The organism is Rathayibacter sp. PhB152, from assembly GCF_003751395.1.
GTDB lineage: Bacteria > Actinomycetota > Actinomycetes > Actinomycetales > Microbacteriaceae > Rathayibacter > Rathayibacter festucae.
Window position 1 is genome coordinate 496,815 of record NZ_RJUT01000002.1, and the last position, 15,588, is coordinate 512,402.

Consider the following 15,588-nt stretch of genomic DNA (forward strand, 5'->3'; position numbering starts at 1 on the left):
CCGACGGAGACGCATGTCCGAGATCACGGCCGACACGGTCGCCCATCTGGCCTCGCTGGCCAGGATCGACCTCACCACCGAAGAGATCGAGAACCTCACCCGGGAGCTCGGTCAGATCGTCGACTCGGTGACGGCGATCCAGGCCGTCGCCACCCCCGACGTCCCGGCCACCAGCCACCCCATCCCGCTCGAGAACGTCTTCCGCCCCGACGTCGTGGGCGAGACGCTGACCCTCGAGCAGGCGCTCTCCGGTGCTCCCGAGCACGACGGCAGCCGCTTCCAGGTCTCCGCGATCCTGGGGGAGGAGCAGTGAGCGCCCACGGCGACGAGCTCGTCCGCCTCAGCGCCTCCGCCCTCGCCTCGCGCCTCGCCGACGGCTCCGTCTCCTCGCGCGAGGCGACGCAGGCGCACCTCGACCGCATCGCCGCCGTCGACGGCGCGGTGCACGCCTTCCTGCACGTCGCGGGCGACGCCGCGACCGCGACGGCCGACGCGATCGACCGCCGCCGCGCCCAGGGCGAGTCGCTGCACCCGCTCGCCGGCGTCCCGCTCGCGGTCAAGGACGTCATCGTCACGAACGACATGCCGACCACCGCGGGCTCGCGCATCCTCGAGGGCTGGCGCCCGCCGTACGACGCGACCGTGATGCAGAAGGTCCGCGCGGCCGGCCTCGTGCCGATCGGCAAGACCAACATGGACGAGTTCGCGATGGGCTCGACCACCGAGCGCTCCGCTTACGGCCCCACCCACAACCCCTGGGACCTCGACCGCATCCCCGGCGGCTCCGGCGGCGGCTCGGCCGCGGCCGTCGCGAGCTACGAGGCGCCGCTGGCACTCGGCTCCGACACCGGCGGCTCGATCCGCCAGCCCGCGCACGTCACCGGCACCGTCGGCGTCAAGCCGACCTACGGCGGGGTGTCCCGCTACGGCGCCGTCGCGCTGGCCTCGAGCCTCGACCAGATCGGCCCGGTCTCGCGCACGGTCCTGGACTCGGCGCTGCTGCACGACGTGATCGCCGGGCACGACCCGCGCGACTCGACCTCGCTCCGCGACGAGTGGCCCTCCTTCGCCGATGCGGTCCGCCGCGCCGACGTGAAGGGCCTGCGGATCGGCGTGCTCAAGGAGCTCGACGGGGGAGAGGGCTTCCAGCCCGGTGTCCTGGCCCGCTTCCACGAGGCCCTCGCGGTCCTGGAGAAGGCCGGCGCCGAGATCGTCGAGGTCAGCGCGCCGAGCATCGAGCACGCCGTCGCGGCGTACTACCTGATCCTCCCCGCGGAGGCGTCGAGCAACCTCGCGAAGTTCGACTCCGTCCGCTTCGGCCTGCGGGTCACCCCGCAGGGCGGCGGCACCGTCGAGCAGGTCATGGCCGCGACCCGCGAGCAGGGCTTCGGCCCCGAGGTGAAGCGGCGGATCATCCTCGGCACCTACGCGCTCTCGGCCGGCTACTACGACGCCTACTACGGCAGCGCGCAGAAGGTGCGGACCCTCGTCCAGCGCGACTTCGACGCCGCCTTCGCCTCGGTCGACGTCATCGCCTCGCCGACCGCGCCGACCACCGCCTACCGGCTCGGCGAGAAGCTCGACGACCCGCTGGCGATGTACCGCGGCGACATCGCGACCATCCCGGCGAACCTGGCCGGGATCCCCGGCATCTCGGTCCCCGCCGGTCTCGCCGACGAGGACGGCCTCCCGGTCGGCGTCCAGTTCCTGGCCCCCGCCCGACAGGACGTCCGGCTCTACACCGTCGGCGGCGCGCTCGAGGCGCTCCTGGAGGAGCAGTGGGGCCACCCGCTGCTCTCGCAGGCGCCCGATCTCGCCGCCGCCCAGCTCTCCGCCCCCCAGGAAGGTGCCGTCTGATGGCCTCCGCGCACGCGTCCGCCCCCGAGCTGATGGACTACGACGAGGTCTTCGAGCGCTTCGAGCCGGTCCTCGGCTTCGAGGTGCACATCGAGCTCAACACGAAGACGAAGATGTTCTCGGACGCCCCGAACATCGCCGGCTCCGAGCCGAACACCAACACGACGCCCGTGTGCCTGGGCCTGCCCGGCTCGCTGCCGGTCGTCAACGAGCAGGCCGTCCGCTACTCGATCAGCCTCGGCCTCGCGCTCGGCTGCTCGATCGCGCCGTCCAGCCGCTTCGCTCGGAAGAACTACTTCTACCCGGACATGGCGAAGAACTACCAGATCTCGCAGTTCGACGAGCCGATCGCGTTCGAGGGCTCGGTCGAGGTCGAGCTCGCCGACGGCAGCGTCGTGCACATCCCGATCGAGCGCGCGCACATGGAGGAGGACGCGGGCAAGCTGACCCACGTCGGCGGCTCCACCGGCCGCATCCAGGGCGCGGAGTACTCGCTGGTCGACTACAACCGCGCCGGTGTCCCGCTGGTCGAGATCGTCACGAAGCCGATCCACGGCGCGGGCAAGAGCGCTCCGGAGTACGCCAAGGCCTACGTCGCCACCATCCGGGACATCGTCCTCGCGCTCGGCATCTCCGACGCGAAGATGGAGCGCGGCAACCTCCGCTGCGACGCGAACGTCTCGCTCAAGCCGATCGGCCAGGAGAAGCTCGGCACCCGCACCGAGACGAAGAACGTCAACTCGCTCCGCTCGGTCGAGCGCGCGGTGCGCTACGAGATCCAGCGCCAGGGCGCGATCCTCGCCGCCGGTGGCACGATCACGCAGGAGACGCGGCACTGGCACGAGGACACCGGCCGCACCTCGGCCGGGCGCCCGAAGAGCGACGCCGACGACTACCGCTACTTCCCGGAGCCCGACCTGCTGCCCGTGGTGCCGAGCCCCGAGCTGATCGAGGAGCTGCGCGCCGCGCTGCCCGAGAAGCCCGCCGCCCGCCGCCGCCGGCTGAAGGCCGACTGGGGCTTCACCGACCTCGAGTTCCAGGACGTCGCGAACAGCGGTCTCCTGGTCGAGATCAGCGAGACCGTCGCCGCCGGCGCCTCGCCGCAGGCCGCCCGCAAGTGGTGGACCGGTGAGGTCGCCCGGCTCGCCAACGCGGCGGGGCAGGATCCGGCCGAGCTGGTGTCGCCCGAGCAGGTCGCCGAGCTCGCCGGGCTGATCGACGCGGGCACCCTCACCGACCGGCTCGCCCGCGAGGTGCTCCAGGGCGTCATCGCCGGCGAGGGCACCCCGCAGGAGGTCGTCGACGCCCGCGGGCTCGCGGTCGTCTCGGACGACGGCGCCCTGATCGAGGCGATCGACGCCGCCCTGGCCTCGCAGCCCGACGTGCTCGCGAAGATCCGCGACGGCAAGGTCCAGGCCGCCGGCGCGGTCATCGGCGCGGTGATGAAGGCGATGAAGGGCCAGGCCGACGCCGCCCGCGTCCGCGAGCTCGTCCTCGAGCGCGCGGCCGGCTGAGTCGATGCGCGGGGGACGGACGGCGGCGTGAGCACTCTGCCCGGCGACGCGTCCGTCCCCGCTCGGCTCGATCTGCCGGGCGGGGCGTTCCTCCGCCCGCTCGTGACGAGTGACGCGGATCTGCTGCACCCGGTGATCGGGCAGCGCCGCGGCTGGCTCGCCGCGCTGCTGCCCGAGGGCGACCCGAGCGGCCTGCCCTCCGCGTCGCCGGGTGACGACCTGCGCGCGCTCCGGCTGCTCGAGACCGCCGCGCGCGAGCGGCGCCTCTTCGTCTACCTCCTCGTCGGCGCGGACTGGACCGAGGTCCTCGGTGCCCTGAGCGTCCGGCCCGTCGGCGACGACGAGGCCGAGGCGTCCTGGTGGGTCGTGCCGAGCCTCGTCGGGTCCCGCCTCGAGGAGGAGCTCGACGCCTACGCGCGGCGCTGGCTGCTGCTGCGCTGGCCGTTCGAGCGCGTCGAGACCCCCGACAACCACCCCGAGGAGCCGGCCGCCCTCGCCGGGGCCAACCTGCTCCCGCTGCTCCCCGACACTCCGGCGCGCACCCCGCTGCCCGAGCCGGATCTCGCGGCGGCGGAAGCGCTCTGGGCCGCCTACCGGGCGCACGAGCCGATCGCGCCCGAAGAACTGCCCCTCGTCGAGTCGTTCGGCGACTCGGTCGAGCTCGCTGACGAGCTGCTCGCCCTGGTGCGGCGCGGCGTCAAGACCGCGACGGCCTCGCTCGTCGGCGACGAGCCCGTGCCCCGCGTCGGCGACCACTGGATCGTCTGCGACGGCGCCGGTGTCGCCCGCGTCGTGCTGCGGACCGTCGAGATCCGTCTCGGTCCGCTCGACAGCGTGGACGACGCCTTCGCCTGGGACGAGGGCGAGAACGACCGCTCGCGGGAGTCCTGGCTCGCCGGGCACCGCCGCTACTTCGAGCGCGAGTCGCCGGGCGGAATCGGCACCGTCGTCTTCGAGCGCTTCCGTCTGGTCTGGCCGGAGGAGGATGCGACGGTCGCCGCGGGCTTCTCGCGGCGGATCGCCTCCGAGCGGCCGGACGGCGCACCCTAGGCCGGTTCGGGGGGTTCCCCTGATGCTCCACTCAGCGGCCCTGCGCCAGAGTGGAGTCATGGCTACTCTCGTGCGCCCCCGTCGGGGCAAGATCATCGCCGGCGTCTGCGCCGGCCTCGCTAACCGCTTCGGCTGGAGCCCCTTCCTGGTCCGGCTGCTCTTCGTGCTCTCCTGCCTGCTCCCCGGGCCGCAGATCATCGCGTACCTCGTGATGTGGGTGGTCGTCCCGAAGCAGAAGTGACCCCGGCGCTCCTCCGCCCGTCCGCCTCCCTCGGGAGCGGTGGCGGGGGAGCGTCTCTCTTCGCGTGGTGAACGTTCACGGCGACGTTCCGCGCCACGCTTGACCCGGCCCCTCGTGCCGCTCTAGCGTGGTGCGTGAACGTTCACGTCGACGACGCCGCGAAAGGGCCACGCATGACCGACTCCACCCCGACCACCACCACCGCACCGGGCTGGGCGGTGCTCGGCCCCGGCAGCATCGCGCGCCGGTTCCTCTCCCAGCTCCCGGCGAGCAGCCGCGGCGCCCGACTCGTCGCGGCGGGCAGCTCCGATCAGGGGCGCGCCGCCGCCTTCGCCGCCGAAGCGGTCGAGCACGGCTTCCCGGACGCGACCGCGGGCGACTACGCCGCGGTCCTCGCCGATCCGCAGGTCAGTGCCGTCTACATCTCCACGGTGCACACCGGCCACGCGGCGCTCGTCCTCCAGGCGCTCGAGGCCGGCAAGGCCGTGCTCTGCGAGAAGCCGCTCGCCGTCAACCACGGCACCGCGATGGCCCTCGTCGACGCCGCCCGCAGCGCCGGGCTGCCGCTGGTCGAGGCGTACATGTACCGCTTCCACCCGCAGACCGCCGCGCTGCTCGACCTCGTCCGCGACGGCGCGATCGGCGACGTCGTGCACATCGACGCCTCCTTCTCCTTCCGCACCGGCGCCCGCGAGGGCCGCCTCTACGACGTCGCAACGGCCGGCGGCGGCATCCTCGACGTCGGCGGCTACACCGTCACCGCCGCGGCGGCCGTGGTCCAGGCCGCGACCGGCGTCGCCGTCGCCGAGCCCGTCGAGTTCGACGCGCAGGGCACGCTCGGCCCGACCGGCGTCGACGAGTGGAGCGTCGCCCGCGCGACCTACCGCGGCGGCATCACCGCGACCCTCCGCACCGGAGTGGCGCTGGACGACGTGAACGCCCTGACCGTCCACGGCACTCGCGGCCGTCTGCACGTGGCCGACCCGTGGTTCGGCGCCGCGGAGACGGGCATCGAGATCAGCGTCGTGGGCGAGGAGCCCCGCATCGTCGCCTTCGAGGGGGAGAGTCCCTACGCGCTCGAGGCGGACGCGACGACCGACGCCCTGGCCGCCGGCGCCGTCGAGGTGCCGCAGATGACCCTCGACGAGACGCTCGCGACCGCGCGCACGCTCGACCGCTGGCGCTCCGCGGTCGGCCTGCGCTTCCCGTTCGAGGCCGAGACCGCGGACATCCCCACCGTCTCCGGCCGGCCGCTGCGCGTCGCCGCGGACGCGCCGATGCTCTCCGGCGAGATCCCCGGCGTCGGCAAGCGGATGTCGCGGCTCGTGATGGGCGTCGACAACCAGCCCGACCTCGCGCACGCCTCGGCGATCTTCGACGCCTTCGTCGAGCAGGGCGGAACCGCCTTCGACACCGGCTACATCTACGGCGGCGGCGTGCTCGAGGGCCGCCTCGGCCAGTGGATCCGGAACCGCGGCATCCGCGAGGACGTCGTCGTGATCACCAAGGGCGCGCACACCCCGTACTGCGACCCGGAGTCGCTCACCCGCCAGCTGCTCGAGAGCCTCGAGCGCCAGGGCACCGACTACGCCGACATCTACCTGATGCACCGCGACAACCTCGAGGTGCCGGTGGGCGAGTTCGTCGACGTGATGGACGAGCACCAGCGCGCCGGGCGGATCCGCGCCTACGGCGTCTCGAACTGGACCCCCGCGCGCTTCGACGAGGCGCAGGAGTACGCCCGGGCCAACGGCCGGGCCGGCTTCCAGGCGCTGAGCAACCACTTCGGCCTGGCCGAGGCCTACGACGTGCCGTGGGACGGCTGCGTGCACGTCACCGACCGGGCCTCGAAGGAGTGGCTGGTCGAGCGGCAGATCCCGCTGCTGCCGTGGTCCTCGCAGGCCCGCGGCTTCTTCACCGGCCGAGCCCGCCCGGACGACACCAGCGACGCCGAGCTGGTGCGCTGCTACTACGGGCCCGACAACTTCGAGCGGCTCCGCCGGGCCGAGCAGCTGGCGGCGGAGCACGGCGTCGGAGCGACGGCGATCGCCCTGGCCTACGTGCTCGCGCAGCCGTTCCCGACCTTCCCGCTCTTCGGACCGCGCACGATCACCGAGCTGCGCTCGTCGATGCGCGGACTGTCGATCGAGCTGACTCCGGAGCAGACGGCGTGGCTCGACCTCCGCGCCTGAGCGGTGCCGAGGCCGGCGGCCGCGCGACGATCCACGACGTCGCCGCGGCCGCCGGGGTCTCCCGCCAGACCGTCACCCGGGCGATGAACGGCATGCCGGGCATCAGCGAGGAGACGAAGCAGCGGGTCCTCGAGGCGGCGGAGCAGCTGTCGTACCGGCCGTCGCGCTTCGGCCGCGGCCTGGTCACCGGTGGTGAGCACCAGCTCGGGCTCGTCGTCGACGACCTGCGGAACCCGTGGTCGCCGGAGCTCGCCTCCGCCGTCGTCCGGGTCGCCGCGGCGCGGGGCTGGAACGTGTCGCTCGCGGACGTCGGCCTCGCCGCCGACTCCGACCGGATGATCCAGGCGCTCGGCGCGCAGACCGACGCGGTGATCGGCACCTTCGGAGACCGGGCTGCCGAGTGGATCGAGCGGCTCGGCTCCGTGCCCGTGGTGGAGCTCGATCCCACCGGTGATCCGCTGCGGGCCGCGGTCGTGCTCGACCACTCCGACGCGGTAGAGGCGCTCGCCGAGCACCTGGCCGGAGCGGGGGTGCGGCATCCCGTGATCGTCGACGTCTCGGGAGACGCGCGGCCGAGCAGGCGTGCGGAGCTGCTGCTGCGCGCGTTCACCGCGCACGGCCTCGAGCCCTCGGTCGTCCGCGCCGACGGCCCGACCGCGCAGGCCGCGGCGGAGGCGACCGAGCGGATCGTCGCCCGGCCGCGGGTCGCGGACGCGATCGTCGCCTTCAACGACCTCTGCGCGCTGGGCGTGCTCTCCGCCTGCCGCCGCGCGGGCGTGGACGTGCCGGGCGATGTCCGGGTGGTCGGCATCGACGGCCTCTCGATCGGACGCCTGCTCGCGCCCACGCTGACGACCCTCGCCGTCGACCTCGACGAGCTCGCCCGGCACGCCCTCGACCTCGCCGTCGCCATGATCGCCGGCGACCTCCCGAAGGGCGGCCCGTCGGTGCACCGCACGGTCCGCCACCAGCTCGTCCTCCGCGAGTCCGCCTGACCCCCCGCCGAGGACTCGCGCGTCGCGCGCCGCTCGCCGAAGAGGACTCGCGTGCCGCGAGCTGCGCTCCCCGTCGAGGTCTCGCGTGCCGCGAGCCGCGCCCTCATGCTGGTCGAGTAGCCCCGGAGGGGCGTATCGAGACCCAGCGTCCCCCGGGGGTGGGGTCTGCAGACCTCGCCTGCTGACGAGGGTGGATCTCGATACGCCCGCTGCGCGGGCTACTCGATCAGCATGGTTGCTGACGTCGAACTCGCATTCATGCTGGTCGAGTAGCCCCGGAGGGGCGTATCGAGACCCGCCGTCATCAGCAGGGCGGGTCTGCGGACTCGTCCTCTGACGCTGGTCGATCTCGATACGCCCGCTGCGCGCGCTACTCGATCAGCAGGGAGACGGAGTGGCGCTTCGCGCCACCTCTCCTGTCTCCGTCGACGGCTGATGACCGACGCTGGGCTCGCTCTGAGTGAACCCTCAGCGATCACCGCGGAGGGAGGCATAGCGTTGCGCTGTGCGTGCGCATCCTGCCGCGCCGAGGAGGAGATCATGGGATTCCTGGACCGACTGCTGGGCCGCGAAGAGCGACCCGAGGAGCGCCGCCCCGCCGCCGGCTACCCGGCCCCTGCGGCCGCGGAGCGCCGTGCCGACGCCCCGGCCTACGGCACCCCGCCCGCGCAGTCCGCGCGCAGCAAGGACGAGATCGCGATCGAGCGCTACCGCTACCTCCTGCGCACCGCGCCGCCCGAGGCGATCGAGCAGGTCCACCGCGAGGCGTTCGAGCAGTTGACGCCCGAGCAGCGCCAGCAGGTCTTCCGCGAGCTCAGCGAGGGTGCGCCCGCGGGCGACGCCCCGCGCGCCGACGACGCGCCGTCGCTCGCGCAGTCCGCGACCCGCAGTGAGCTGCGCCAGCCCGGCTTCATGGAGCGGCGCTTCTCCGGCGGCGGCGCCGGCGGCATGGGCTTCGGCGGCGTGCTCGCCTCGTCGATGCTCGGCACCATCGCCGGCTTCGTGATCGGCTCCGCCATCGCCGACGCGTTCATCCCCGACGGTGTCGGCGAGTCGGTCCAGGCCGAGGGTGCCGACGGCGGAGACGGCGGAGACGCGGGAGCGGACGGCGGCGACGCCGGTGCCGGCGACGCAGGAGGCGACTACGGCGGGGGCGACTACGGCGGAGGCGACTACGGCGGAGGCGACATCGGCGGTGGCGGCGACTTCGGCGGCGGCGACTTCGGCGGAGGCTTCGACTTCTGACCCCCGCGAGTCCTGAGGCAGGCGTGGAACCGCCCGGCCTCAGGACTCGTCGAGCAGCAGCGCCTTCACCTCGCGGCGCAGCACCTTCCCGATCATGCTCCGCGGCAGTTCGTCGACGACGACGATCCGCTTGGGCACCTTGTAGGGCGTGAGCGCCTCGCGCACGGTGCGGCGCGCCTCCTCCTGATCGAGGTGGGCACCCGGCTCGAGGACGACCGCGGCGGCGACCTGCTCGCCGCTGCGGGCGTCCGGCAGGCCGACGACGGCCACATCGCGGACGGCGGGCAGCCGGCGGAGCACCTCCTCGACCTCCGACGGTGACACGTTGAAGCCGCCGGTGATGATCAGCTCCTTGATCCGGTCGACGATGGTGACGAAGCCGTCCTCGTCGATCGTCGCGATGTCGCCGGTGCGGAACCAGCCCTCGGCGGTGAACACGGCCGCGGTCTCGTCGGGCTTGCGGTGGTAGCCGCGGAACACCTGCGGCCCGCGCACGACCAGCTCGCCCTGCCCGCCGGCCTCGACCTCGGTCTCCGGGTCCTCCGGATCGACGATCCGCACGTCCGTCCCCGGCAGCGGCAGCCCGACTGTCCCGGCCCGGCGCGCGGTGCTGACCGGGTTCGCCATCAGCACGGGCGAGGTCTCCGACAGCCCGTAGCCCTCGACGAGCGTGCCGCCGGTCAGCGCCTCGAACGACTCGACCAGGTCCGGGTCGAGCGGCATGGCGCCCGAGATCGCGATCTCGATGCCCTGCAGCGAGACGCCCTTCTCCTTCGCGCGCAGCGCGAGCCGCTCGGCGATCGGCGGGACCGCGGGCAGGAACGTCGCCGGGTGCTTTCGGACCACCTTGAGGACCAGGTCCGGATCGAACTTGGGGAACAGCACGAGACGTGCGCCCATGCTCATCGCGAAGGTGAGGCAGAGGGTCAGCCCGTAGGCGTGGAACATCGGCAGGACCGCGTAGACGACGCAGTCGCCGCGGCGCACCGTCGGCACCCACGCGCGGGACTGCGCGGCGTTGGCCGTGAGGTTCAGGTGCGTCAGCTCCGCGCCCTTCGGGGTGCCGGTCGTGCCGCTGGTGTACTGGATGACCGCGAGGTCCTCCGCCGTCGGCCGCGGGTGCGCCGGGTCGAGCCGGCGGCGCAGCAGCGAGTCCCACTCGATCGCGCCGCGGACCTTCCCGGTCAGGGCGGCGCGCGACTCGCGGGCCTTGCGGATCGGCAGCCGGAGCGCCGCGCGCATCGGCGCGGGCATCGCCCGGGTCAGATCGACGGAGACGACCGTCTCGACGCCGAGGTCCTCGGGAAGGTCCTGGACGAGCGGCACCACGCGGTCCCAGGCGATCGCGACCCGCGCGCCGTGGTCCTCGAACTGGTGCCGAAGCTCGCGCGGCGTGTAGAGCGGGTTGTGCTCGACGACGACCGCGCCGAGACGCAGGACCGCGTAGAAGGCGACCACGTGCTGCGGGCAGTTCGGCAGGATCAGAGCGACCGAGTCGCCGGACCGGACGCCGAGTCGGCGCAGGCCCTCCGCGGCCTTCTCGACGTCGTCCGCGAGCTGGGCGTAGCTGGTGGAGCGGCCGAAGAACTCGAGCGCGACCTGGTGCGGATAGCGCCGCGCGGACTCGGTGACGATGTCGACGAGCGAGCCGGTCGGGAGCTCCAGCTCCTCCGGCACTCCCTCGGCGTAGCTGCGGATCCAGGGGCGGGGCGGGTGAGTGCTCACCCGCCCCACTCTAGGTGCAGGGCTCCCGGCGCCCGACGGTCCGGTGAGCGCTCAGGCGCCCTTCGCGACCGCGTCCTCGATGGCGACGTCGCCCGAGACGATCTCCCAGGTCTTCCCGATCGAGGAGGGATCGGCGAGCACCGCGATCACGGTGGCGGCGACGTCCTCGCGCGGGATGCTGCCCCGCTCGACGCTCTCGCCGAGCTCGATCCGGCCGGTGCCCTCGTCGTTGGTCAGACCGCCCGGGCGGAGGATCGTCCAGTCGAGGTCGGTGCCGCGGAGCGCCGTGTCGGCGTCGCGCTTGGCCTCGACGTAGGCGCGCCAGCCCTCCTCGGTGTCGTCGTCGAGCGGGGCGTCCACGCCGATCGCGCTGATCTGCACGAAGCGGCGGATGCCGGCGATCGCGGCCGCCTCCTGGCTGAGGACGGAGGCGCCGAGGTCGACGGTGCGCTTGCGCTCGGGACCCGAGTCGGGTCCGGCGCCGGCGGTGAAGACCAGGGCGTCCACGCCCTCGAGTCGTCCGGCGAAGTCCTCGGCGGTCGAGTGCTCGAGGTCGTGGACGAGCGGCTCGCCGCCGAGGCGGACGATGTCCTCCGAGTGGTCGGGGTTGCGGACGACTCCGACCGCTTCGTGTCCGGCGTCGTAGAGCAGATGGAGGATCTGCTGGCCGACCTTGCCGTGTGCTCCGATGACGGCGACGCGTGTCATGGGTGTCCCTTCCTCGTCGGGGCGCTGGGCCCCTGGTGCCGTCCGCGCGGTGGGCGCGGACCTCCCCATCCTGCCGTCGGCAGCCTGGGGTCGTTCTCAGGTGGTGCGGCTCGTGCGGCGCCGCTCAGGTGCCGCGGCTCAGGCGGCGAGGCGGTCGTCGCGTCCGGTGACCGCCAGCAGCCGGCTCTGCAGCGGCGCGGTGGCGTCGATCGGCACGGGCGCCGCGAACAGCCCGCTCGCGCGCAGCGTCTCCTCCTGCGGGGCGAAGAGCTCCCACACGGCGGCGACGAGGCCCTCCTCCATCGCCTCCTCGCTGCCGGTGGCCCGCGCGAGATCCCAGGTGTGCACGGTGATGTCGGCGACCTGCTCCTGCAGCAGCTCCAGGGCGGTGACGGTGTCGCGGCCGAGGCGGAGCTCCGCGGCGGGGTCGACCTCGCGGGACACCGCGCGCAGCAGGGTCGTGACCCGGGTCCACTCGCTCCGCAGATCGGCGGCGACGGGCTCGAGCCGGATCGGCGACTCGTCGCCGCCGGAGAGCAGCGTGTGCGCGCGCTGCTGCTCGCGGACGACGTGCAGAACGAGCGCGCGGGTGTCCCACTCGGTGTCGGGGGTCGGCGCCGTCCAGTCGACGACAGCGTCGAGGCGGACCTCGAACGCGGCGTGCGCGCGGGCCTGCAGGTCGAGCCAGAGGCTCAGGTCGGAGTCGGGGGAGGCGGGCTCGTGCTCGTGCGTCATGTCTTCTCCGATGGAGTGATCGTGGGTGCTCGGGTCAACCGCCTGAGCGGCGCCGCCATTCCCACCGGGGCGGGTCCGCGCGAGGGCGGCCCGGTGTCGGTGGTGCGTGCGACCATGATCCTCGGAAGCACCGCCGTCAGGGGAGCGGTGCGCCACTCGAGCAGGGCGGAACGTGAGCAAGCAGGACGGCAGCGGGCGGCAGGTCACCACCGAGCCCTTCGACGACCCGCGCGCGAGCATCCTGCACGTCGACATGGATGCGTTCTTCGCCTCCGTCGAGCTGCTCGAGCACCCGGAGCTGCGCGGCAAGCCGGTCGTCGTCGGGCACATCGGCTCGCGCTCGGTGGTCACCGCCGCCACCTACGAGGCGCGCAAGTACGGCATCAACTCGGCCATGCCGATGGCCGTCGCCCTGCGCCGCTGCCCGCACGCGATCATCCTCGAGCCGCACATGGACCGCTACCGCGAGGCCTCGCGCCGGGTGATGGCGATCTTCGACTCCTTCACCCCGCTCGTCGAGCGGCTCAGCATCGACGAGGCGTTCCTCGACGTCGCCGGCGCGCGGCGCATCTCCGGCTCGCCCTGGGCCATCGGCACCGAGATCCGCCGGAGGGTGCACGACGAGCTCGGTCTCACCTGCTCCGTCGGCATCGCCAGCACCAAGTTCGTCGCCAAGCTCGCCTCCGGCCGCTCCAAGCCCGACGGCCTGCTCGTCGTGCCGTCCGACGGGGTGCAGGCCTTCCTCGATCCGCTGCCGGTGAGCGCGCTCTGGGGCGTCGGGGCCAGCACGGAGGAGGCGCTGGTGCGCCGGGGCCTGCGGACCGTCGCCGACGTGGCGACCACGCCGCTCGCCTCCCTCGTCTCGGCGCTCGGCGAGGCCACCGGCCGCCGCCTGCACGCGCTGTCCAACGGCGTCGATCCCCGCCCGGTCGACACCCGGCAGATCGAGAAGAGCGCCGGCCATGAGATCACCTTCGCGGACGACGTAGCCGACCCCGAGCTGGTCCGCCGCGAGCTGCTGCGCCTCTGCGACAAGGTCGCCGTGCGGATGCGCCGCTCCGGGGTGCGCTGCCGCACCGTCGCCGTCAAGGTCCGCTTCGGCGACTTCAGCACGCTGACCCGCTCGCGCACGCTGCCCGAGGCGACGGACGTGGCGCGCGTGCTCTACGACGCGTCGTCGGCGCTCCTCGAGGCGGCCAACCCGATGCGGCGACCGGTGCGCCTGATCGGCGTGCGCGGCGAGCAGCTCGTCGAGGGCGACGACGTCGCCTTCTCGCTCTGGAGCGACTCCGACGACTGGCGCGACGCCGAGCTGGCGGTCGACGGCGTCTCGGCGCGCTTCGGCACCGGTGCCGTCCGGCCGGCGTCGCTGCTCTCGCGCTCCGCTCCGGAGTCGGCCAAGGGCATCGACATCAGCGACACCCTCGCTACGCGGAACCGATCGTCAGACTGATCGGCCGGTGGTCCGAGCCGTTCGGCGGCAGGACCTCGAGGGTCGCGGCGGGCACCCCGTCCGCCAGAGCGTGATCGAGCGAGACCAGCGGCAGCAGAGCCGGCCAGGTCGCCGGGAAGCCGATGCCGGAGGTGCGGACCAGCGCCGCCTGGTCGAGGACCGGCGCGAGCAGGTGGTCGTCGGTCGCGGTGTTGAAGTCGCCGACCACGAGCGTGCGGTCCGACGCGTCGTCCGCGAGCGCCGAGGCGAGGCCGCCCAGCATCGTGTCGCGCTCGGCGTGATCGCCGAGGCGGAAAGAGGCGAGGTGCACCACGAAGAGCCGCGTCGCCCCGAGCGGGGTGTCGACGTCGACCGCGAGGGCGCGGTTCCAGTCCAGCCCGAGATCGAGCGGCTCGCCGTTCGAGAGCTCCGTGCGGCTCCACAGCCCGACCGTGCCGACCACGTAGGAGTGCGGGTACGCGTCCGAGAGCTCCGCGTCGACCGCCTCGCGGTCCTCGCCCGCGAGCTCCTGGAAGGCGAGCACGTCCGGCTCCCTCGTCGCCAGCTCCGCTGCCAGCGCTCCGGCGTCGTCGCCGGTGCCGAGGTTCTGGCTGATCACGGTGAAGGATCCGGAGCGGACCGCCGGTGCGGGCAGCGCCACCGGGAGCACGAGCACGCCGTAGACCATGACGAGCACGGTCACCGCCGCCCCGGCGCCGCGCGAGCGCAGAGCGACCGCGGCGGCCACGAGGAGGAGCACCGCGAGTCCGGACCACGGGATCGCGGTCTCGACCACCGACAGCCAGCCGGCCGCGTCCCCCAGCACGCGGTGGAAGGCGAGGAACGCCGCCAGCAGCAGGCTCGCGACCGCGACGGTCGCGGCGCGACCTGGTCGGCGGCGGCGCGGGCGGGACGGCATCCGACGATCATCGCAGCAGACCTCGGGGAGGAGGTGGGGGAGTCCTGTGCGCGCCGGTGCGCCGCTTGTCGCCCGTTCGGCCCGCGGAGTAGCGTCGGGCCATGCCCAACATCGCTGTCTCCCTGGCCGACAAAGTGACCTCCGCGGGTGCCGCGACGAGCTACGGAGACCCGATCGAGGTCGACGGCGTCTCGCTCGTCCCCGTCTCGCTGCGCTGGTTCGGCTTCGGCGGCGGCAGCGGCTCCGAGGACGGCCAGGAGGGCGGCGGAGGCGGCGGCGGCGGTGCCGTGGTCCCGATCGGCGCCTACATCAAGGACGACCTGGGACTGCGCTTTCAGCCGAACATCGTCTCGGTCCTCGCCGTCGGCGTCCCGCTGGTCTGGGTCTCCGGCAAGGCGCTCGCGCGGATCATCCGCGCCCTCAAGAAGTAGCGGCCCGGGCGCGGTCTCAGCGCTGGGGCCGCGCCGTGAACCAGGTCTTCTTCGTCCGGCCGAAGCCGACGATCAGCCGCTCGGCGTCGTTCGGCCGCCGCGGGTCGTAGATGACGGCGACGGGCTCGCCCGCCATCCAGGCGTCGCCCCGCCGCTGCGGGGTCTTCACCAGGTGCCGCTCCTCGCCGTCGACGAGGCGGTAGGCGACGAGCAGTCGACCGAGATCTCGAGCCGCCGCGGCGTCTCCGCGGGACGAGTCGTGCGCGACCACCCGACCGGACACCCGCGTGCCGTAGCTGAGCAGCTCACGGCGGATCCGGAAGCGGCGCCGCCAGAGCAGCACCTGCAGGAGCACCACGAGGACCGCGGCGAGGACGAGCACCACCGACCACGACATGCTGTCTATGATTGCTGACGAACACGGGAGTCCGGTGCACCGGGCTGAGAGGAAGGCAGCAGCCTTCGACCGTCGAACCTGATCTGGGTCATGCCAGCGAAGGAACGTTTCGATCTCCTCTTCTTCGACCCGTGCCCCGTTTCGCTT

The 15,588-nt window shown here is 73.4% G+C and carries 15 protein-coding genes and 1 riboswitch; of the genes, 10 read left to right on the forward strand and 5 right to left on the reverse strand.

The features are described 5' to 3' along the window. The first annotated feature begins 13 nt into the window (after positions 1-13). The 8 genes from gatC to EDF36_RS05765 all read left to right on the forward strand — a co-directional run bounded on the left by gatC (position 14) and on the right by EDF36_RS05765 (position 9,094). The gene (gatC, locus tag EDF36_RS05730; protein ID WP_123445757.1) at positions 14-313 is read left to right on the forward strand and encodes an Asp-tRNA(Asn)/Glu-tRNA(Gln) amidotransferase subunit GatC; all 300 of its coding nucleotides are present in this window, start codon (positions 14-16) and stop codon (positions 311-313) included. After that, positions 310-1,857: an Asp-tRNA(Asn)/Glu-tRNA(Gln) amidotransferase subunit GatA gene (gene gatA, locus EDF36_RS05735; protein WP_123703420.1), complete on the forward strand. Its 1,548-nt coding sequence runs from the start codon at positions 310-312 to the stop codon at positions 1,855-1,857. Before gatC ends, gatA begins: the two co-directional genes overlap by 4 nt. Further along, complete coding sequence (gene gatB, locus EDF36_RS05740) at positions 1,857-3,371, forward strand: Asp-tRNA(Asn)/Glu-tRNA(Gln) amidotransferase subunit GatB (protein ID WP_123732233.1); 1,515 nt, start codon at positions 1,857-1,859, stop codon at positions 3,369-3,371. The genes gatA and gatB overlap by 1 nt, the downstream gene beginning before the upstream one ends. 27 nt (positions 3,372-3,398) lie before the next feature. Next, positions 3,399-4,421, forward strand: a complete 1,023-nt coding sequence (locus EDF36_RS21735; RefSeq protein WP_260300537.1) for an ASCH domain-containing protein — start codon at positions 3,399-3,401, stop codon at positions 4,419-4,421. A 58-nt stretch (positions 4,422-4,479) separates the two neighbouring features. Beyond that, positions 4,480-4,662 (forward strand): PspC domain-containing protein, encoded by a 183-nt coding sequence (locus EDF36_RS05750; RefSeq protein ID WP_123445760.1) that lies wholly within the window; start codon positions 4,480-4,482, stop codon positions 4,660-4,662. 173 nt (positions 4,663-4,835) lie between these two features. Further along, positions 4,836-6,854 (forward strand): aldo/keto reductase, encoded by a 2,019-nt coding sequence (locus tag EDF36_RS05755; protein WP_123732234.1) that lies wholly within the window; start codon positions 4,836-4,838, stop codon positions 6,852-6,854. Then, positions 6,833-7,849 (forward strand): LacI family DNA-binding transcriptional regulator, encoded by a 1,017-nt coding sequence (locus EDF36_RS05760; protein WP_123732235.1) that lies wholly within the window; start codon positions 6,833-6,835, stop codon positions 7,847-7,849. The genes EDF36_RS05755 and EDF36_RS05760 overlap by 22 nt, the downstream gene beginning before the upstream one ends. A 540-nt stretch (positions 7,850-8,389) precedes the next feature. Then, positions 8,390-9,094 (forward strand): hypothetical protein, encoded by a 705-nt coding sequence (locus tag EDF36_RS05765; protein ID WP_123732236.1) that lies wholly within the window; start codon positions 8,390-8,392, stop codon positions 9,092-9,094. Positions 9,095-9,133: 39 nt separating this feature from the next. Here the strand turns inward: EDF36_RS05765 and EDF36_RS05770 are convergent, their stop codons facing one another. The 3 genes from EDF36_RS05770 to EDF36_RS05780 form a co-directional block, all read right to left on the reverse strand. Then, positions 9,134-10,819, reverse strand: coding sequence for a long-chain-fatty-acid--CoA ligase (locus tag EDF36_RS05770; RefSeq protein WP_123732237.1), 1,686 nt, complete (start codon positions 10,817-10,819; stop codon positions 9,134-9,136). 51 nt (positions 10,820-10,870) lie between these two features. Next, positions 10,871-11,527, reverse strand: a complete 657-nt coding sequence (locus tag EDF36_RS05775) for an SDR family oxidoreductase (RefSeq protein ID WP_123732238.1) — start codon at positions 11,525-11,527, stop codon at positions 10,871-10,873. A 138-nt stretch (positions 11,528-11,665) separates the two neighbouring features. Next, positions 11,666-12,262 (reverse strand): TIGR03086 family metal-binding protein, encoded by a 597-nt coding sequence (locus EDF36_RS05780; protein ID WP_123703434.1) that lies wholly within the window; start codon positions 12,260-12,262, stop codon positions 11,666-11,668. A gap of 172 nt (positions 12,263-12,434) precedes the next feature. Between EDF36_RS05780 and dinB the strand changes: the two genes are divergently transcribed. After that, positions 12,435-13,715 (forward strand): DNA polymerase IV, encoded by a 1,281-nt coding sequence (gene dinB, locus EDF36_RS05785; protein WP_123732239.1) that lies wholly within the window; start codon positions 12,435-12,437, stop codon positions 13,713-13,715. Here the strand turns inward: dinB and EDF36_RS05790 are convergent. Further along, complete coding sequence (locus EDF36_RS05790; RefSeq protein ID WP_123732240.1) at positions 13,690-14,613, reverse strand: endonuclease/exonuclease/phosphatase family protein; 924 nt, start codon at positions 14,611-14,613, stop codon at positions 13,690-13,692. The genes dinB and EDF36_RS05790 overlap by 26 nt on opposite strands. Positions 14,614-14,714: 101 nt before the next feature. Here EDF36_RS05790 and EDF36_RS05795 point away from each other — a divergent pair, with 101 nt between their 5' ends. Beyond that, on the forward strand, positions 14,715-15,044 hold the full coding sequence (locus EDF36_RS05795) for a hypothetical protein (protein ID WP_123445768.1): 330 nt from the start codon (positions 14,715-14,717) through the stop codon (positions 15,042-15,044). A gap of 16 nt (positions 15,045-15,060) precedes the next feature. On the opposite strand, the gene EDF36_RS05800 is transcribed toward EDF36_RS05795, so the two are convergent. Continuing rightward, positions 15,061-15,441 (reverse strand): DUF3592 domain-containing protein, encoded by a 381-nt coding sequence (locus tag EDF36_RS05800; RefSeq protein ID WP_123732241.1) that lies wholly within the window; start codon positions 15,439-15,441, stop codon positions 15,061-15,063. A 14-nt stretch (positions 15,442-15,455) separates the two neighbouring features. Then, positions 15,456-15,563, forward strand: a riboswitch (TPP riboswitch). The last annotated feature ends 25 nt before the right edge of the window (positions 15,564-15,588 follow it).

Bases quoted from the DNA above. Each gene is read 5' to 3' on its own strand.
- EDF36_RS05780 (WP_123703434.1), bottom strand. From the start codon at position 12,262: ATGACGCACGAGCACGAGCCCGCCTCCCCCGACTCCGACCTGAGCCTC.
- EDF36_RS05750 (WP_123445760.1), top strand. From the start codon at position 4,480: ATGGCTACTCTCGTGCGCCCCCGTCGGGGCAAGATCATCGCCGGCGTC.
- EDF36_RS05795 (WP_123445768.1), top strand. From the start codon at position 14,715: ATGCCCAACATCGCTGTCTCCCTGGCCGACAAAGTGACCTCCGCGGGT.
- gatB (WP_123732233.1), top strand. From the start codon at position 1,857: ATGGCCTCCGCGCACGCGTCCGCCCCCGAGCTGATGGACTACGACGAG.
- EDF36_RS05775 (WP_123732238.1), bottom strand. From the start codon at position 11,527: ATGACACGCGTCGCCGTCATCGGAGCACACGGCAAGGTCGGCCAGCAG.
- EDF36_RS05765 (WP_123732236.1), top strand. From the start codon at position 8,390: ATGGGATTCCTGGACCGACTGCTGGGCCGCGAAGAGCGACCCGAGGAG.
- EDF36_RS05755 (WP_123732234.1), top strand. From the start codon at position 4,836: ATGACCGACTCCACCCCGACCACCACCACCGCACCGGGCTGGGCGGTG.
- gatC (WP_123445757.1), top strand. From the start codon at position 14: ATGTCCGAGATCACGGCCGACACGGTCGCCCATCTGGCCTCGCTGGCC.
- EDF36_RS05790 (WP_123732240.1), bottom strand. From the start codon at position 14,613: ATGCCGTCCCGCCCGCGCCGCCGCCGACCAGGTCGCGCCGCGACCGTC.
- EDF36_RS05800 (WP_123732241.1), bottom strand. From the start codon at position 15,441: ATGTCGTGGTCGGTGGTGCTCGTCCTCGCCGCGGTCCTCGTGGTGCTC.